The organism is Micrococcus sp. SL257 (assembly GCF_026625585.1).
Taxonomy (GTDB): Bacteria; Actinomycetota; Actinomycetes; order Actinomycetales; family Micrococcaceae; genus Micrococcus; species Micrococcus luteus.
The window spans coordinates 1,163,526-1,179,614 of sequence record NZ_CP113053.1 but is presented as its reverse complement, the minus strand read 5'-3'; the positions used below and the strand labels follow the sequence as shown (position 1 = coordinate 1,179,614).

The window sequence follows — 16,089 nt, the reverse complement described above, 5'->3', positions numbered from 1 at the left end:
CTCCGCCGTCGCCCGGGCCGTCCGGGCTCAGCCGCGGATGATCGACGTGCCGGTGCCCTGCCGCTCGATCTCGGCGAGCACCTCCGCGCCCGTGGTGTGCTCGCCGATCGGATTGGGCTTGCCGGTGCCGTGGTAGTCGGACGAGCCGGTGACGAACAGCCCGTGCCGGTCCGCGAACGCGCGCAGCCAGGTGCGCTCCTCCGCCGGGTTGTCCCGGTGCTCGACCTCGACCCCCGCCAGTCCGGCCTCGGCCATCTGCTCGAACACCTCGTCGCCCACCACGCGGCCCCGCATGCGCGCCCGGGGATGCGCGAACACCGGCACCCCACCGGCGGCCCGGATGAGCGCGACCGCCTCGGCCGGGTCCGGGGCGAAGTGCGGCACGTAGTACTTGGACCGGCCGGCGAGGATCTCCCGGAACGCCGCGGACCGGTCCGGGACGGCCCCGATCGTCACGAGGGCGTCGGCCAGGTGGGGCCGGCCGATCGTCGCGTTCTCCGCCGCGTGCTCCTGGACCAGCTCCCACGTGATCGGGAAGTCCGCGCCCAGGCGCCGCACCATCTCCTGCGCCCGGATCAGCCGCGCGTCGCGGGCCAGGCCGACCTCCCGCAGCAGGGCGGGGTCCTCGGGGTCGTGCAGGTAGCTGAGCACGTGCACGCTCACGCCGTCCGCGGAGGTGCAGGACATCTCCATGCCGGGCACGAGCGTCAGCCCGGTCTCCCGCGCGGCCTGGGCGGCCTCGGCCCAGCCGGCGGTCGTGTCGTGGTCGGTGAGCGCGAGGCCGTCCAGCCCGGCCCGCGCCGCCGCACGCACCACGTCGGCCGGCGGCTCGGTGCCGTCGGACTCGGTCGAGTGCGTGTGCAGGTCGTAGCGGGCCATGGCGGCCATGGTACCGAGACCCGCGCGCGGCGGCCCCGACCCGCCCGCGCCCACCGGTGCCATGATGGGGGGCATGACCGATGCCGCACAGCACCCCGCCCAGACCGCCCCCGACCAGCCCGCCGCCACCCCCGAGGCGGGCGCCGACGGCACCGGCGCGGTGAACCCCCAGCCGCTGGCCGAGCGCGTCGACAACCGCTCGCAGCGCCCCGCCTCGAACGCCTTCCGCGACTTCATGGCCTCCGACTGGGCGCCCTCGTCGCAGGCCCTGCCCGACCCCGACGCCGCGGCCCCGTACGCCGCCCGGCGGCGGGCCGCCGTGTCCGCGTGCTTCCCGGGCGAGCGGATCGTGGTGCCGGCCGGCCGCCTCAAGGTCCGCTCGAACGACACCGACTACCGCTTCCGCCCGCACTCCGCGTTCGCCCACCTGACGGGCCTCGGCGTGGACCACGAGCCGGACGCCGTGCTCGTGCTCGAGCCCACGGACCCGGGCGCCGGCGACGACGGCACGGACCACACCGCCACCCTGTACTTCCGTCCCCTGGCCGGCCGGGACACCGAGCAGTTCTACGCGGACTCGCGCTCGGGCGAGTTCTGGATCGGCCCCCGTCCGACCCTGGCCGGCCTGGCCGCCCGCACGGGTCTGCGCACGGCGGGGCTCGAGGAGCTCGAGTCCGCCGTCACCAAGAACGTGGCCGCGGACGGCACCGCGGTGCGGCTGCTGGCCGAGACCGACCAGGACGTGGACGCCCTGCTGGCCGCCGTCCGGACCGAGGCCGGCGTGGACCTGGCCGCCGCGGCCGAGGCCGACGCCCAGACCGCCGAGTTCCTCTCCGAGCTGCGCCTGGTCAAGGACGCGTGGGAGATCGAGCGGATGCGCGCCTCGGTGGCCGCCACGATCGCGGGCTTCGAGGACGTCGTGCGGGCCCTGCCGCGCGCCGTGGGCCACGACCGCGGCGAGCGCGTGGTCGAGGGCGCCTTCTTCGCCCGCGCCCGCCTCGAGGGCAACGACCTGGGCTACGACACGATCGCGGCCTCCGGCAACAACGCCACGATCCTGCACTGGATCCGCAACACGGGCGCCGTGCGCCCGGGTGAGCTGCTCCTGCTCGACGCCGGCGTCGAGGACGACTCCCTCTACACCGCGGACATCACCCGCACCCTGCCCGTGTCCGGCACGTTCACGGACGTGCAGCGCCGCATCTACCATGCGGTCCTCGACGCCGCGGACGCCGCCTTCGCGATCGTGCGCCCCGGCATCCGGTTCCGCGAGCTCCACGCCGAGGCCATGCGGGTGCTCGTCGACCGCCTCGACGGCTGGGGCCTGCTGCCGGTCTCGGCCGAGGTCGCGCTCTCGGACGAGGGCCAGCACCACCGGCGCTGGATGCCCCACGGCACCTCGCACCACCTCGGCCTCGACGTGCACGACTGCGCGCAGGCCAAGCGCGAGCTCTACCTGGACGGCGTGCTCGAGCCGGGCATGGTCTTCACGATCGAGCCGGGTCTGTACTTCAAGGAGGAGGACCTGGCCGTGCCGGAGGAGTACCGCGGCATCGGCGTGCGCATCGAGGACGACATCCTCGTGACCGAGGACGGGGCCGAGAGCCTCTCCGCGGCCCTCCCCCGCACCCCGGACGAGATCGAGGCCTGGATGGCGCGGCTCCAGGCGTGATCCGGCGCGGAGGGCGCCCCTAGGGTTCGGACCATGGGTATCGACCTGACCACCGAGCTCACCGCCCTCCGCGACCGCCTCCTCTCCGCCGAGGCGGAGCACGCCGACCTCATCTCCCGCGTCCGGGACCGCCACCGGGCCTCGGCCCGGAACCTCGTGCACTACGTCGCCCTGCGCGGCACCGACCTGCGGCCGCTGCAGGAGGCACTGAGCGACGCCGGCCTGTCCTCGCTGGGCCGCATGGAGGCCGGCGTGCTCGGCCACGTGGACGCGGTGCTGGCCGCCGCCCGCGCGCTCGACGGCGACCTCGCCACCGCACCCGAGGATGACGCCCTGACCTCCGCCGAGGGCCGCGCCATCCTCGCCCGCAACGCAGCGAGCCTGCTCGGTCCGGCCCGCGGCGACCGGGACGCGCGCATCATGGTGACGATGCCCTCCGAGGCCGCCACGGACCCAGAGCTCGTGGCCCGGATCGCCGAGGCCGGCATGGACCTGGCGCGCGTGAACTGCGCCCACGACGACGAGCAGGCGTGGGCCGCCATGATCGCGGCGGTCCGCCGGTGTGCCGGTGCGGGCCGGCCCGCACCCCTGGTCGCGATGGACCTGGCCGGGCCGAAGGTGCGCACCGGCCCCATCGAGCCGGGACCGCGCGTCGTGAAGGTGAAGCCCGCCCGGGACCCCTCCGGGATCGTCACCGAGCCCTCCCGCGTGTGGCTCGCCGCCGGGCCCCACGACGCCGTGGCCACAGCGGACCGGCCGGACGGCGCCGTCGTCGTGCCGCTCGCGGACCCGGAGGGGAAGACCCTGGCGGTCCTGCAGCGCGGCGACGAGATCGAGCTGACCGACGCGCGTGGCGCTCACCGCAGGCTCGAGGTCGAGCAGGTGGACGGCGAGGGCGTGCTCGTGCAGGCGGACAAGACGGTCTACTGGGCGACGGGCACGGCGCTGACGACGCCGCACGGGCCGCTCGAGGTCGGGCCGCTGCCCCCGCTCGAGCAGTCCATGCGCGTGCACGAGGGCGAGGAGATCGTGCTGGCCCGCTCGCTCGAGCCGGTCCCCGCGGTCGACACGCCGCCCTACCGGATCGGCCTCACCCTGGCGCAGGCGTTCGCGGACGCGGCGGTCGGCGACCGGGTCTCCCTCGACGACGGACGGATCGGCACGCGGATCACGGGGGTGTCCGACGACGAGATCACCCTCGAGGTGACCCAGGCCGGCCCGCGCGGGGCGAAGCTCAAGGCGGAGAAGGGCGTGAACTTCCCGGACACGCACCTGGACATCCCGGCCCTCACGGACGAGGACCTCGCCCACATCCCGTTCGCGGCCCGCCAGGCGGACATGGTGAACATGTCCTTCGTCCGCTCGGCCGAGGACGTGGCCCAGCTGATCGACGCGCTCGAGGCCGAGGCCGCGCCGGACGTGGACATCACGCTGAAGATCGAGACGGTGGAGGCCTTCCGGCAGCTGCCGCGGATGCTGCTCGAGGCGATGCGCTGGCGGGACGTCGGGGTGATGATCGCCCGCGGCGACCTGGCGGTGGAGGCCGGCTTCGAACGCATGGCCGAGCTGCAGGAGGAGATCCTGTGGCTGTGCGAGGCCGCGCACGTGCCCGCGATCTGGGCCACCCAGGTCCTCGAGTCCCTCGCCAAGACCGGCCTGCCCTCACGGGCGGAGATCACGGACGCCGCGATGGCGCAGCGGGCCGAGGCCGCGATGCTGAACAAGGGCCCGTACATCGACCGCGCCGTCACCGTCCTCGGCGACATCCTGGGCCGGATGCACGGTCATGCGAGCAAGAAGCGCGACATGCTCCGGCGGCTCGAGTCCTGGTCCCTCTGACGGGGCTCAGCCGCGCGGCTCGTCCTGGGGCCGGGGCGGGTGGCCGCCGCGCGCCTCGATGAGCTTGGCGACCTCCTCCGGGGGCAGGGTCACGCCGTAGGAGCGGTCCAGGCCGGTGGGCGCGGGGTCCGCCTCCGGGACGGGCCGGGCCGGCGCCTCGGGTCCGCCGGGAGCGGGCGCCGCGTGGGACCCGCCCGACGACGGCGCGGCGGCCGGGGTGGCCTGCACGGGCCCGTCCTCGGCCTCCTCCGCGGCGGGCGCGGGCGCCGGCTGCGGGGCCGCGGGCGGCGTCGGGGCCGCGGCACCGCCCAGGCCCAGCTCCTGGCGGGCGCGGGCGGCGTGGTCGAACGCGACCACGAGGTCGAAGGCCGTGGGCACGACGGCCTGCGAGGACGCGAAGCCGTGCTGGCCCCGACGCATCGCGAAGCCGATCACGCCGAAGATCAGCCACACCGCCAGGCCCAGCAGCATGGAGGTGAGGATCTGCCCCGGGCCGGCCTCGGGGGCCAGCAGGTAGAGGAACACGCCGATCAGTCCACCGAAGAACACGCCGCGCACTCCCGCCGACAACGCCACCTGGGCGTAGTTCAGCCGGCCGCGCACCCGCTCCACGACCCGCAGGTCCTTGCCCACGATCGACACGGCGCTCACGGGGAAGTCCGTGGCGGCGAGGCGGTCCACCTGCTCGCGCGCCTGCGCGTAGTTGGCGTAGGTGGCCAGGAGTTCGCCGCGGGGCAGGCCCTGCTCGGCGCCGGGCTGAGGGCTGGGCATCATGAACGACATGGACCCATTGTGCCCGGCCCGGCGCCCGGGCGGGCGGCGGTCCGCCGTCCGCGGACACGGAGCCGCGGTCCGGCACGCCGTAGGCTGGGTCGGTGAGCTCCCCCAAGATCTTCGTGGCCCGCCTGCTGGGCCTGGACGTCTTCGACCCCCTCGGCGACCGCCTGGGACGGCTGCGCGACGTCGTCGTGCTGGACCGCGGCCCCGCCGCAGCCCCGTTCGCCACCGGCCTCGTGATCGAGGTCCCCGGCAAGAAGCGCGTCTTCGTCCCGATGACGCGGGTGACGTCCATGGACTCGGGCCGGATCATCACGACCGGGCTGATCAACCTGCGCCGGTTCTCCCGCCGTGGCGCCGAGCAGATGGTGGCCGCCGACCTCTTCGACCGGAAGGTGCGCCTCTCCGACGGGTCGGGCGAGGCCTTCCTGGAGGACATCGGGCTGGAGCAGCAGCGCAACGGCGACTGGCTGGTCTCGGACCTGTACGTGCGCCGCATCGTCGGCCGCGGCCCCTTCGGCCGCGCCCAGCGGGGCGAGCACCTCCTGCTGAACTGGGACGAGGCCCGCTGGACGGCGCAGGCCGACCCGCAGGGGGCCACGAGCTTCCTCGCCGCGCACGAGGACCTCAAGCCCGCCGACCTGGCGGACATGCTCCACGACATGTCGGAGAAGCGCCGCGTCGAGGTCGCCAGCGAGCTGCAGGACGAACGCCTCGCGGACGTGCTCCAGGAGCTGCCCGACGACGACCAGGTGCAGATCCTCTCCCAGCTGGACATCGACCGCGCCGCCGACGTCCTGGAGGAGATGGACCCGGACGACGCGGCGGACCTGCTCCACGAGCTGCCCGACTCCCAGCAGGAGCTGCTGCTCGAACGCATGGAGCCGGAGGACGCCGAGGACGTCCGGCGCCTGCTCGAGTACGAGGAGGGCACGGCGGGCTCGCTCATGACCCCCGTGCCGGTCATCCTCCCCCCGGAGGCCACCGTGGCCGAGGCCATGGCGACCATCCGACAGCAGGAGATCTCCCCCGCGCTGGCCTCGCTCGTGATCGTGGCCCGGCCGCCGTTGGAGACGCCGACGGGCCGGTTCCTCGGCGTCGTCCACTTCCAGCGCCTGCTGCGGTACCCGCCGCCGGAGGCGATCGGCAACATCATGGACAAGGATCTCGAGGCCGTCTCGGACCTCGCCCCCATCGCCCACGTGACCCGCGAGCTCGCGACCTACAACCTCACGTGCATCCCCGTGGTGAACGAGCAGGACCGCGTCGTCGGGGCTGTGAGCGTGGACGACCTGCTCGACCACATCCTGCCCGACGACTGGCGGGCCATGGACCTCGACGACGCCGAGACCCGCCCCGCAACCTGACCCCGCGGCCCGCCGCCGCACGACACCGGAGGTGTGAGCATGACCCAGACCGCGCGAGACCTGCGCCCGGGCCGCGGCACCGGCCTGGACACCCCGCTGAGCGCCAGCGGGCGCCGCGTGCCCCGGCTGGCCCCGAACCCGGACGCCTTCGGCGAGGCCACCGAGGGCATCGCCCGCTTCATGGGCACCCCGCAGTTCCTCGTCTGGATGACGCTGTTCTGCGCCGCCTGGCTGGGCTGGAACACGTTCGGCCCGATGGAGTGGCGGTTCGACTCCGCCGAGCTCGGCTTCACCGCGCTCACGCTCATGCTCTCCCTCCAGGCGTCCTACGCCGCACCCCTGCTCCTGCTGGCGCAGAACCGCCAGGACGACCGGGACAAGGTCGCGCTGCGCGAGGACCGTGACCGCGCCGAGCGCAACCTCGCCGACACCGAGTTCCTCACCCGCGAGATCGCCGGTCTGCGGCTGGCCGTCCAGGAGGTCGCCACGCGCGACTTCGTGCGCGGCGAGCTGCGCGGCGTCCAGGACGACCTCAGGGACGACCTTCGCGAGGCGCTGCGCGCCGAGCTGCGGGAGGAGATCCGGGAGGAGATCCGGGAGGAGCTGCGCGCCGGCCTCCCGGGCGCCGAGGCCCAGCCCCGCAAGAACAAGAAGACCAAGGGCCGCGGCCGGGATGCGCGGCGCGGCGACGCCGGCGCCGAGCCCACGACCACCACGCTCGCCACCCTCGCGGCCCAGGAGGCCCGCGAGGCCGACGGGTCCGGTCCGGCGGCCGGTCCCGCCGACGGTGCGGGCCCGGTGGACGGGGGCGGCCGATGAGCGCCCTGGGCCTGCCCGTGCCCGAGGTCCGCACCGACCTCGAGCGCCGGGTGCTGGAACGGCTCGCCACGGTCCAGGACCCCGAGATCCGCCGCCCGATCACCGACCTCGGCATGGTGGAGTCGGTCCTGGAGACCGCCCCGGGCGTCGTCGAGGTCGCGGTCCTGCTCACGATCGCCGCGTGCCCCCTGCGCGGGACGATCCAGACGGACGTGGCCGCCGCCGTCGCCGACGTGCCCGGCTGCGGGTCCGTGGACGTGCGCGTCGGGGTCATGGAGCCCGAGCGCCGCCTGGCGCTACAGGACGCCCTGCGCGCGGCCCGGCCGACGAACCCGTTCGGGAAGGACACGCTCACGCGCGTCCTCGCGGTGGCCTCGGGCAAGGGCGGCGTGGGCAAGTCCTCGGTCACGGCCAACCTCGCGGTCGCGCTCGCCGCGCGCGGGCTCGCCGTCGGCCTGATCGACGCGGACGTGCACGGCTACTCCATCCCCGGGCTCCTGGGCGTGACCGCCACCCCGACCAAGCTGGACCGGATGATCCTGCCCCCCGTGGTGCGGGACGTGAAGGTCATCTCGATCGGCATGTTCCTCGACGCGGACCGGCCGGTGGCCTGGCGCGGGCCGATGCTGCACCGCGCGCTCGAGCAGTTCGTCACGGACGTGCACTGGGGCGACCTGGACGTGCTGCTCGTGGACCTGCCCCCGGGCACCGGGGACATCGCGATCTCGACGGCGCAGCTGCTGCCCGCCTCGGAGCTGCTCGTGGTGACCACGCCGCAGCACGCCGCCGCGCAGGTGGCCGCGCGCGCCGGTCAGCTGGCGGAGCAGACGGGGCAGACCGTGGCCGGCGTCGTGGAGAACATGGGGCCGATGACCCTGCCGGACGGCACCGTGCTGGATGTGTTCGGGACCGGCGGCGGTGCCGAGGTGGCGGAGCGGCTGTCCGGGGTGCTGGACACTCAGGTGCCGCTGCTGGGCACCGTCCCCCTGGACCCGGCGCTGCGCGCGGGCGGCGACGCCGGCGAACCCGTGGTGGTGTCCGCGCCGGAGAGCCCCGCGGGCCGGGCGCTGACGCAGATCGCGCAGCGGGTGGCCGTGCGACCGCGCGGGCTGGCCGGGCGACCCCTGCCGTTCACCCCTCGCTGACCTCGGGTGCCGGCGCCCCGGCCGGGGCACCCGACGCGCGCGACGGCGTCAGGTCGCGTCGACGTCGAAGGGGGCGGGCGCCAGCCCGAGCAGCTCGAGGGGGTCCGGTGCGGTCTCGACGGCGGCAGGACGCTCCTCTGCGAGGGCCTCGGCGCGGCCGGAGGCCATCAGGGCTGCGGCGGCACCGCCCACGGCGGCCGCCCCCGCGGCGGGCGCGGTGGACCGAGTCTGTGCGGCGGCGACGGACTCCGCGGCGGCGGTGCTGCCGCCCCCGGCGGGGCGGCGGAAGAGCGTCCGCGGATCCATGTCCGCCAGGTCCTGGTGGGTGAGGCCGCCGTGCACGTCCTCGGCGCTGATGCCCGTCGCCTGCGCCGCCCGGGACGCGGGCGTGGACGAGCCGTCGGCGGGCTCGCGGAGCGCGTCGCGGATGATGCGGCGCGGGTCGTACTGGCGGGGGTCGTACTTGCGCCAGTCCACCTCGTCGAAGTCCGTGCCGGTCTCCTCCTTGAACTGCGCCTTGGCACCCTCGGCCTTGTCGCGCATGACGCGCAGCCAGTCGGTGAAGGCGCGCGTGTACTCGGGGAGCTTCTCCGGCCCGAGGATGACGATCGCGAGCACCGCCAAGATGATGAACTCGCTGCCGTTGATACCTAACACCCTCCGAACTCTACTAGAGCGGCACCGCCCCACAGCCCGGAGCCGCGGGGGCGGGGCGGCTCAGCCGCGGGGGCGCGGCACGGCGTCCGCGATGCGTTCGAGGCCTCGCTCCAGGCGCTCCTCGACGGCGTCTCCGCCGCCCAGCTCGAGCACCCGTGCCCGCTCGGAGACCAGCAGGTGGGTGAGGACCGCGTCCGCGCGCTCGTCCGGCAGGGTGGCCTCCACGCGGTAGGCGGCCTGCGGCGTGGTCAGCTCGGCCGTCCAGCCGTCCTCGCCCCCCGCCGGGACGATCCGGTAGACGCCGCCGCCGGCCAGTCGACGCTCCTGCGCCCCCGTGCTCAGGGGCGCGGTCGAGGCACAGCCCTCCGGGGCGGCTCCCACGATCCGGGGTCGGCACTCGCGGACGGTCACGGTCGGCTCGTCCCGACCCCAGCCGACGACGACCTCCACGTCCTCGGCCGTCTGGGCGGTGTCCACGGTGAGCGGCTCCAGGCCGGCCCCCACGAGGGAGGGCACCGTCCAGCCCTGACCCCGCAGCTCCGCGACGGTTCCGCGCCGGTCCGTCGACGCGGTCCCGGCTGCCGGCAGGGCGACGGTGTCCGTCGGGGTCGGGGCCGTGCGCACGGCCGTGGCGCGGGGCGCGCCGGCCACCCAGACCGCGGTGAACAGCCCGCCGAGCAGGACGACGAAGGTGAGCAGCCCCACCACGAGGCGGCCGGAGACGCCGCGGGCGCGCAGCACCGGGGCCACGACGGCGCCCGCCGGACGCTGGTGCACCGTGCGGGCGGCGTCGAGCACGCGGGCCCGGGCCTGGACCGTGGCGCGGCACTCGGGGCAGCGGTCCAGGTGGCGGGCGATGCGCGCCCGGGACGCGGCGGGGAGGGCGCCCTCGAGGTAGGCGTCCATGTGGCGCTGGGTGTGTCGACGTCCCATGCGGCCACCTCCTCGGTCCTCGCGTCCTCGGCCCGGCGAACGGCCTCCCACATGGCGGGAGCCGGTTCGTGCCATCTCCCATCATCGGCCCGCCTCCTGGGAGAACTCTGGGTCGCGGCCGCGTGCCGACCCGTACACTGGCCCGCGTCGCCCGTGCCGCGGGCGAGGTCCCGCCGTCGTCGTCCCGGAGTCACCCATGAGCGCCCTGCAGCCCCAGCCCACCGACAAGCACGCGTCCTGGGCCTGGTCGGAGAGCCGGGCCACCGAAGACGACGTCGTCCTGCGCGCCCGCGAGCGCGCCGCCGAGCTGGAGGTGCCGCCGGTGAGTGAGGGGACGGCGGCCCTGTTGACGGTGCTGGCGGCCACGCGTGCCCCCGCGGCGGTCGTGGAGGTGGGCACGGGCGCCGGCGTCTCGGGTCTCGCCCTGATGCGCGGTCTGCCCGAGCGCACGGTCCTCACCACCGTGGACCCGGACGCGGAGGCACAGCGCGCGGCCCGCGAGGCGTTCTCGGAGGCCCGCCTGCCCACGAGCCGCACCCGCATGATCACGGGGCGCTCCCGGCTCGTCCTCCCCCGGCTCACGAGCGGCGCCTATGAGATGGTCCTGGTGGACGGGGACCCGGCCGCACGTCAGTTCGACGTCGAGCAGGCCGCGCGCATGCTCGCCCCCGGCGGCGTGCTCGTCGTGGTGGACGCCCTCGACGGCGACCGCGTTCCCCGGCCCGCCGTGCGCGACGAGTCCACCGTGTCCGCCCGGGCGGTGGACCGCCTCATCCGGGAGGACGAGCACTGGCTGTCCGCCGTCGTCCCCTCCGGCACGGGCGTGCTGATCGCGGTGCGCCGCTGATCCGCGGCGTCGCCGGGAACGCGGACGCCCCGCGCACCGTGACGGTGCGCGGGGCGTCCGCGTCGAAGGGGTCCGGGCTCAGGCCTGGATGACGCCCTCGAGGCACTCCTTGAGCTCGCGGGCCTCGTCCGCGTTGATCTCCAGCACGAGACGGCCGCCGCCGTCGATCGGCACGCGCATGATCAGGCTGCGCCCCTCCTTGGTCACTTCCATGGGACCGTCCCCGGTGCGGGGCTTCATGGCGGCCATTGCGACTTCCCTTCTGGATGATGTTCCCGTCACGGCGTCCGGCGACCGCGGGAGCGGGCGCTGTCCGGACGCCTCCGGCGCCCCCGCACGCGAGCGTGCGCGAGGCCGGTCACATCACCATTATCGCGGATTCCGCGTGCTCGCGCCAAACGATGGCCTGCACCGAGCCCGGTCCGCGACTCAGGCACGCCCCGCCGGATCGCTCCGGGACGGGTCGGCGGCCTCGAGCTCGGCCACCCGGGCCCGCAGGGCGGTCACCTCGTCCTCGCACTGCGCCAGGGCGTCCCGCAGCCGCAGCAGGACGGCGTCCACCTGGTCCCGCTGGTAGCCGGGCACCGCGACGGCCAACCGCAGCAGGTCGACATCCGCCGCGCGCGGCCGCTCCGGCAGCAGCACGGGGTGCCCCGGCGTCCGCCCGGCCGGGTCGTCGGCCCGGAGCGTGAGCCGGCCCGCGAGGGCGGCGGCCAGGGCCGCCAGCACGACGACGAGCACGGCCACCAGGACGATCCACTGCGGCCCGCTCACGCGTCGGCCCTCCCCGCCGAGCGGAGCACGCACGCGACGGCCTCCTCGGCCGTGTCCACGAGGTGGAACAGGTCCGGGTCCTCGGGCGAGATCATGCCGCGCTCCACGAGCGTGCCGCGGATCCAGTCCACGAGCGGGCTCCAGAAGCCGCGGTCCACGAGGACCACGGGAAAGCGGGTGACGGTGCCGGTCTGCACGAGGGTGAGGGCCTCGAAGAGCTCGTCCAGGGTGCCGAGGCCGCCGGGCAGCACGATGAACCCCTGCGCGTACTTGAGGAACATGACCTTGCGGACGAAGAAGTAGCGGAAGTCCACGCCCACGTGCACCCAGGGGTTCAGGCCGGTCTCGAACGGCAGATCGATGCCCAGGCCCACGGACTCTCCACCGGCCTCGTGGGCACCCCGGTTGGCGGCCTCCATGGTGCCGGGCCCCCCGCCGGTGATGACCGTGTACCCGGCCTGGGCCAAGCGGCTCCCGACCTCGTGGGCCAGGGCGTACTCGGCGCTGCCCTCGGGCGTGCGCGCCGAGCCGAACACGGAGACCGCGGGACCCAGCCCCGCGAGGGTGCCGAAGCCCTCGACGAACTCCGCCTGGATGCGCAGGACACGCCAGGCCTCGGACGTCGTCGAGGTGACGTCGGCGGCGGGGCGTGCGGCGTCGCCGGGCCGCCGGCCGTCGAGGAGGAGCTGGTCGAACGTGGGGGTGTGCGCCGCCTCCCCGCGCAGGACCTGCCCGCCGCGGCGGACGCGCTGGGGCGCGGCGGCGACGTCGCCGCCCGAGGGGTGCTCATGTGGGGCCATGGCGTCAGCCTAACGAGCCGGCGGGCCGCCAGGGCCGGCGTCGCACGGCGCACCCCGCCGGGTGTGGCGTGCGCTATATTCCATTGGCATGACGCAGATCACGCCTGAGCAGCCCCACGGCGCCCACCTCCTCGACGAGGCCGGCACGCGGCGCCGTCGCGGTGCCGCAGGCGACGACCTGATCGTCCTCGAGGGCGTGAACAAGCACTTCGGCGACTTCCACGCCCTCCGACAGATCGACCTGCGGATCCCGCGCGGCCAGGTGGCGATCGTCCTCGGCCCGTCGGGCTCCGGCAAGTCGACCCTGTGCCGCACGATCAACCGGCTCGAGACCATCGACGACGACGGCGGCCGCATCCTGATCGACGGGCGGCCGCTCCCCAGCGAGGGCCGGCAGCTCGCCCAACTGCGCGCCGAGATCGGCATGGTCTTCCAGTCGTTCAACCTCTTCGCGCACAAGTCGATCCTGGCGAACGTGACCCTCGGGCCCATCAAGGTGAAGGGCAAGCGCCGGGCGGACGCCGAGCGGCACGCCATGGAGCTGCTCGAGCGCGTGGGCGTGGCCGCCCAGGCCAGGAAGATGCCGGCCCAGCTCTCCGGCGGGCAGCAGCAGCGCGTGGCCATCGCCCGCGCCCTGGCGATGGAGCCGAAGGCCCTGCTCTTCGACGAGCCGACCTCCGCCCTCGACCCCGAGATGGTGCAGGAGGTCCTCGACGTCATGGTCCAGCTCGCCGAGGGCGGCATGACCATGGTCGTGGTCACCCATGAGATGGGCTTCGCCCGCAAGGCCGGGGACCGCGTGGTCTTCATGGCCGACGGCGCCATCCTCGAGGACACCGACCCCGACACCTTCTTCACGAACCCCCGACACGAGCGCGCCCAGGACTTCCTGGGCAAGATCCTCGCGCACTGACCCCGTCCCCCGTCGCACCCCATCCGCACCGAACCAGAGGAGAGCACCATGCTCCGCACGAAGCTCCTGACCCTGTCCGCCGTCACCGCCGCGGCCGCGCTGTCCCTCACCGCCTGCGCGCCGTCGTCCTCGCAGGGCGGCGGTGGCGACGCCGCCGGCTCGTCCTCGGCCGGCGAGTCGACGTCGTCCGGCTCCGGCGAGCGCCTGCGCATCGGCATCAAGTTCGACCAGCCGGGCCTGGGCTACCGCGAGGGCTCGGCCCAGCCCACCGGCTTCGACACGGACGTGGCCCGCTACGTGGCGGACAAGCTCGGCGTGGCCGAGAAGGACATCGAGTGGGTCCAGACCCCGTCCGCGAACCGGGAGAACGCCTTGGAGAACGGCGAGGTCGACATGATCTTCGCGACGTACTCCATCACGGACGCCCGCAAGGAGCGCGTCGACTTCGCGGGCCCGTACTTCGTGGCCGGCCAGGACCTGCTGGTCCGCGCGGACGACACCGCGATCACCGGCCCCGAGGCCCTCGACGGGAAGAACCTCTGCTCCGTCACCGGCTCCACCTCGGCCCAGAAGATCAAGGACCAGTTCGCCTCCGGCGTGAACCTGGTGGAGCAGGGCGGCTACGCCGAATGCGTGACCTACCTCGAGTCCGGCCAGGTGGACGCCGTGACCACGGACGACATCATCCTCGCGGGCCTGGCCGCCGCCGACGCCAACAAGGGCAAGTTCAAGGTCGTCGGCAACACCTTCACCACGGAGCGCTACGGCGTCGGCCTGCCGAAGGACTCGGAGCGCTGCGAGGACATCAACGAGGCGATCAAGGAGATGAAGGACTCCGGCGAGTGGAAGAAGGCCCTCGAGTCCAACACCGAGGGCACGGGCTACGCCTACGACGAGGCGCTGAACTCCGGCGAGGACGCCGAGTTCGAGCCCTGCGCCTGACGGCCTCCTGCGCCGGGTGGGCCGAGGGCGTGACCTGAACCGTCACCCTCGGCCCGCCCGGCGGCTCCCCTGCCCGTCAGCCCTGTCCCGACCCTCGGAGAAGACATGGAATCGATCTCCTCGCTCCTCGCGGACTACGGCGCGGACATCCCGCTCGCGTTCTGGACGAACATCAGGCTCGCGTTCCTCGCGACCCTCGGCTCGTTCGCCCTCGGCGTGGTGCTCGCCCTGTTCCGCATCTCGCCCGTCCCCTCGCTGCGCGCCCTCGGCACCGGCTACGTCAACGTGGTCCGCAACACCCCGCTGACGATCATCATGCTGCTCGGCGTGCTCGCCGTCTGGGGGCAGCTGAAGATCAGCTTCTCGTCCGACTTCACGCTGAACTTCTTCATCTACGCCGTGATCGCGCTCTCGCTGTACCACGCGGCGTTCATGTGCGAGGCGATCCGCTCCGGCGTCAACACCGTCCCGCTCGGGCAGGCCGAGGCCGCCCGCTCCATCGGCCTGGGCTTCCTGCCCGCGGCCCGCCACGTGATCCTGCCCCAGGCGCTGCGCGGGGCCATCACCCCGCTGGGCAACACCGTGATCGCGCTGACCAAGAACACCACCGTCGCCGCCGCGGCGTCGGTGGCGGAGGCCTCGGGCCTGATGAAGCGCATGATCGAGTTCAGCCCGGACGTGATGGTGGCGATCTTCCTGACCTTCGCGATCGGCTTCTGCCTGATCGTCATCCCCATCGGCCTGCTGACCACGTGGGCCTCGGAGAAATGGGCGGTGGCCCGATGAGCGCCCAGGCCTCCGTCCTCTTCGACGCCCCGGGACCCATCGCCCGCCGGCGCATCCTCCTCGCCAACCTCGTCGCCCTCGCCGCGGTCCTGGCCGTGGCGGTGCTCGTCCTGATCCAGATGAACGCCACCGGCCAGCTCTCCGGCCGCCGCTGGCTGGCCGCCGTCGACGGCGACGCGTGGCGGAACTACTACCTGCCGGGCCTGCAGTTCACCCTGCAGTCCGCGGGCATCGCCGTGGTCACCTCCGTGGTGTTCGGCCTGGTGTTCGGCTTCCTGCGGCTGGCCCCGTTCGGCCCGATGCGCTGGCTGGCCGCCGTCGTGGTGGAGTTCTTCCGGGCCGTGCCGGTGCTCGTGATGATGGTGTTCTTCTACCAGCTGTTCGCGCAGGTCGCGCGCACCGGGGCGATCCAGCCCCAGGACGGCCCGTACTACGCGGTGATCGCGGCGCTGACCCTGTACAACGGGTCCGTGATCGCGGAACTGGTGCGCTCCGGGGTGCGCTCGCTGCCGCGCGGCCAGCGCGAGGCGGCCGCGGCGGTGGGCATGACGAGCATGCAGTCCCTGCGGCTCGTGGAGGTGCCCCAGGCCCTCATCGCCATGCTGCCCTCACTGCTGAGCCAGTTCGTGGTGATCCTCAAGGACTCGGCGCTGGGCTACCTCATCGGCTTCTTCGAACTCCTGCAGTACGCCCGCCAACTCGGCTCCGGCAACGGCAACATCCTGCAGTCCCTCGTGGTGGCCGCGGTGATCTTCATCGTCATCAACTTCCTCCTCACCTGGGCGGCCACCCGGCTCTCGCGCCGGCTGTCGTCGCGGACGGCCGGCGACGCCAGCACCCCCACGACCCCGCTCGTCGGGGCGTCCACGGCCACGGCGGCCTGACCCGGCGGAGCCGCGGCGGGCCCGCGGGTCCGGCGGGTGGCGGCGGCCGACGGGG

The 16,089-nt window shown here is 74.3% G+C and carries 17 protein-coding genes; 10 read left to right on the top strand and 7 right to left on the bottom strand.

The window, feature by feature from the left end:
- Positions 1-27 precede the first annotated feature (27 nt).
- The gene (locus OVA32_RS05595) at positions 28-888 is read right to left on the bottom strand and encodes a PHP domain-containing protein (protein ID WP_135101741.1); all 861 of its coding nucleotides are present in this window, start codon (positions 886-888) and stop codon (positions 28-30) included.
- A gap of 64 nt (positions 889-952) precedes the next feature.
- Here OVA32_RS05595 and OVA32_RS05590 point away from each other — a divergent pair, with 64 nt between their 5' ends.
- On the top strand, positions 953-2,551 hold the full coding sequence (locus OVA32_RS05590; protein ID WP_267715706.1) for an aminopeptidase P family protein: 1,599 nt from the start codon (positions 953-955) through the stop codon (positions 2,549-2,551).
- Between the two features lie 33 nt (positions 2,552-2,584).
- Positions 2,585-4,390: a pyruvate kinase gene (locus OVA32_RS05585; protein ID WP_267715705.1), complete on the top strand. Its 1,806-nt coding sequence runs from the start codon at positions 2,585-2,587 to the stop codon at positions 4,388-4,390.
- Between the two features lie 6 nt (positions 4,391-4,396).
- Here the strand turns inward: OVA32_RS05585 and OVA32_RS05580 are convergent, their stop codons facing one another.
- Positions 4,397-5,173, bottom strand: coding sequence for a general stress protein (locus OVA32_RS05580; RefSeq protein ID WP_267715704.1), 777 nt, complete (start codon positions 5,171-5,173; stop codon positions 4,397-4,399).
- Between the two features lie 92 nt (positions 5,174-5,265).
- Between OVA32_RS05580 and OVA32_RS05575 the strand changes: the two genes are divergently transcribed.
- The 3 genes from OVA32_RS05575 to OVA32_RS05565 are packed head-to-tail and all read left to right on the top strand — an operon-like array spanning position 5,266 to position 8,498.
- Entirely contained in the window at positions 5,266-6,534 is a 1,269-nt protein-coding gene (locus tag OVA32_RS05575; protein WP_036316492.1) for a magnesium transporter MgtE N-terminal domain-containing protein, read from the top strand.
- 39 nt (positions 6,535-6,573) lie between these two features.
- A complete protein-coding gene (locus tag OVA32_RS05570; RefSeq protein ID WP_145951354.1) occupies positions 6,574-7,353 on the top strand; it encodes a DUF1003 domain-containing protein in 780 nt (259 codons plus the stop codon).
- Positions 7,350-8,498, top strand: coding sequence for an Mrp/NBP35 family ATP-binding protein (locus OVA32_RS05565; RefSeq protein ID WP_063189570.1), 1,149 nt, complete (start codon positions 7,350-7,352; stop codon positions 8,496-8,498). The genes OVA32_RS05570 and OVA32_RS05565 overlap by 4 nt, the downstream gene beginning before the upstream one ends.
- Before the next feature lie 48 nt (positions 8,499-8,546).
- Here the strand turns inward: OVA32_RS05565 and OVA32_RS05560 are convergent, their stop codons facing one another.
- A complete protein-coding gene (locus tag OVA32_RS05560; protein WP_145951353.1) occupies positions 8,547-9,155 on the bottom strand; it encodes a Sec-independent protein translocase TatB in 609 nt (202 codons plus the stop codon).
- Between the two features lie 60 nt (positions 9,156-9,215).
- Positions 9,216-10,088 carry a zf-HC2 domain-containing protein gene (locus OVA32_RS05555; RefSeq protein ID WP_036316484.1) on the bottom strand — a complete coding sequence of 291 codons (873 nt, stop codon included), beginning with the start codon at positions 10,086-10,088 and terminating at the stop codon, positions 9,216-9,218.
- A 196-nt stretch (positions 10,089-10,284) separates the two neighbouring features.
- On the opposite strand from OVA32_RS05555, the gene OVA32_RS05550 reads away from it, so the two are divergent.
- A complete protein-coding gene (locus tag OVA32_RS05550) occupies positions 10,285-10,935 on the top strand; it encodes an O-methyltransferase (protein ID WP_036339203.1) in 651 nt (216 codons plus the stop codon).
- Positions 10,936-11,013: 78 nt separating this feature from the next.
- Here the strand turns inward: OVA32_RS05550 and OVA32_RS05545 are convergent, their stop codons facing one another.
- The 3 genes from OVA32_RS05545 to OVA32_RS05535 form a co-directional block, all read right to left on the bottom strand.
- Positions 11,014-11,184, bottom strand: coding sequence for a DUF3117 domain-containing protein (locus OVA32_RS05545; protein ID WP_002855133.1), 171 nt, complete (start codon positions 11,182-11,184; stop codon positions 11,014-11,016).
- 180 nt (positions 11,185-11,364) lie between these two features.
- A complete protein-coding gene (locus OVA32_RS05540; RefSeq protein WP_012751007.1) occupies positions 11,365-11,709 on the bottom strand; it encodes a hypothetical protein in 345 nt (114 codons plus the stop codon).
- Positions 11,706-12,509, bottom strand: coding sequence for a TIGR00730 family Rossman fold protein (locus OVA32_RS05535; protein ID WP_095347505.1), 804 nt, complete (start codon positions 12,507-12,509; stop codon positions 11,706-11,708). The genes OVA32_RS05540 and OVA32_RS05535 overlap by 4 nt, the downstream gene beginning before the upstream one ends.
- A 178-nt stretch (positions 12,510-12,687) precedes the next feature.
- On the opposite strand from OVA32_RS05535, the gene OVA32_RS05530 reads away from it, so the two are divergent.
- From OVA32_RS05530 to OVA32_RS05515, 4 genes are all read left to right on the top strand, one after another.
- Positions 12,688-13,422, top strand: coding sequence for an amino acid ABC transporter ATP-binding protein (locus tag OVA32_RS05530; RefSeq protein WP_267715832.1), 735 nt, complete (start codon positions 12,688-12,690; stop codon positions 13,420-13,422).
- A gap of 48 nt (positions 13,423-13,470) precedes the next feature.
- Positions 13,471-14,364, top strand: a complete 894-nt coding sequence (locus tag OVA32_RS05525) for a glutamate ABC transporter substrate-binding protein (protein ID WP_095694771.1) — start codon at positions 13,471-13,473, stop codon at positions 14,362-14,364.
- A 105-nt stretch (positions 14,365-14,469) separates the two neighbouring features.
- Positions 14,470-15,150, top strand: coding sequence for an amino acid ABC transporter permease (locus OVA32_RS05520; RefSeq protein WP_036339190.1), 681 nt, complete (start codon positions 14,470-14,472; stop codon positions 15,148-15,150).
- On the top strand, positions 15,147-16,034 hold the full coding sequence (locus OVA32_RS05515) for an amino acid ABC transporter permease (RefSeq protein WP_206451149.1): 888 nt from the start codon (positions 15,147-15,149) through the stop codon (positions 16,032-16,034). The genes OVA32_RS05520 and OVA32_RS05515 overlap by 4 nt, the downstream gene beginning before the upstream one ends.
- Positions 16,035-16,089: the final 55 nt, after the last annotated feature.

Coding starts and splice junctions, on each gene's coding strand:
- OVA32_RS05595 (WP_135101741.1), bottom strand. CDS start 888: ATGGCCGCCATGGCCCGCTACGACCTGCACACGCACTCGACCGAGTCC.
- OVA32_RS05590 (WP_267715706.1), top strand. CDS start 953: ATGACCGATGCCGCACAGCACCCCGCCCAGACCGCCCCCGACCAGCCC.
- OVA32_RS05585 (WP_267715705.1), top strand. CDS start 2,585: ATGGGTATCGACCTGACCACCGAGCTCACCGCCCTCCGCGACCGCCTC.
- OVA32_RS05580 (WP_267715704.1), bottom strand. CDS start 5,173: ATGTCGTTCATGATGCCCAGCCCTCAGCCCGGCGCCGAGCAGGGCCTG.
- OVA32_RS05570 (WP_145951354.1), top strand. CDS start 6,574: ATGACCCAGACCGCGCGAGACCTGCGCCCGGGCCGCGGCACCGGCCTG.
- OVA32_RS05565 (WP_063189570.1), top strand. CDS start 7,350: ATGAGCGCCCTGGGCCTGCCCGTGCCCGAGGTCCGCACCGACCTCGAG.
- OVA32_RS05555 (WP_036316484.1), bottom strand. CDS start 10,088: ATGGGACGTCGACACACCCAGCGCCACATGGACGCCTACCTCGAGGGC.
- OVA32_RS05550 (WP_036339203.1), top strand. CDS start 10,285: ATGAGCGCCCTGCAGCCCCAGCCCACCGACAAGCACGCGTCCTGGGCC.
- OVA32_RS05545 (WP_002855133.1), bottom strand. CDS start 11,184: ATGGCCGCCATGAAGCCCCGCACCGGGGACGGTCCCATGGAAGTGACC.
- OVA32_RS05535 (WP_095347505.1), bottom strand. CDS start 12,509: ATGGCCCCACATGAGCACCCCTCGGGCGGCGACGTCGCCGCCGCGCCC.
- OVA32_RS05525 (WP_095694771.1), top strand. CDS start 13,471: ATGCTCCGCACGAAGCTCCTGACCCTGTCCGCCGTCACCGCCGCGGCC.
- OVA32_RS05520 (WP_036339190.1), top strand. CDS start 14,470: ATGGAATCGATCTCCTCGCTCCTCGCGGACTACGGCGCGGACATCCCG.
- OVA32_RS05515 (WP_206451149.1), top strand. CDS start 15,147: ATGAGCGCCCAGGCCTCCGTCCTCTTCGACGCCCCGGGACCCATCGCC.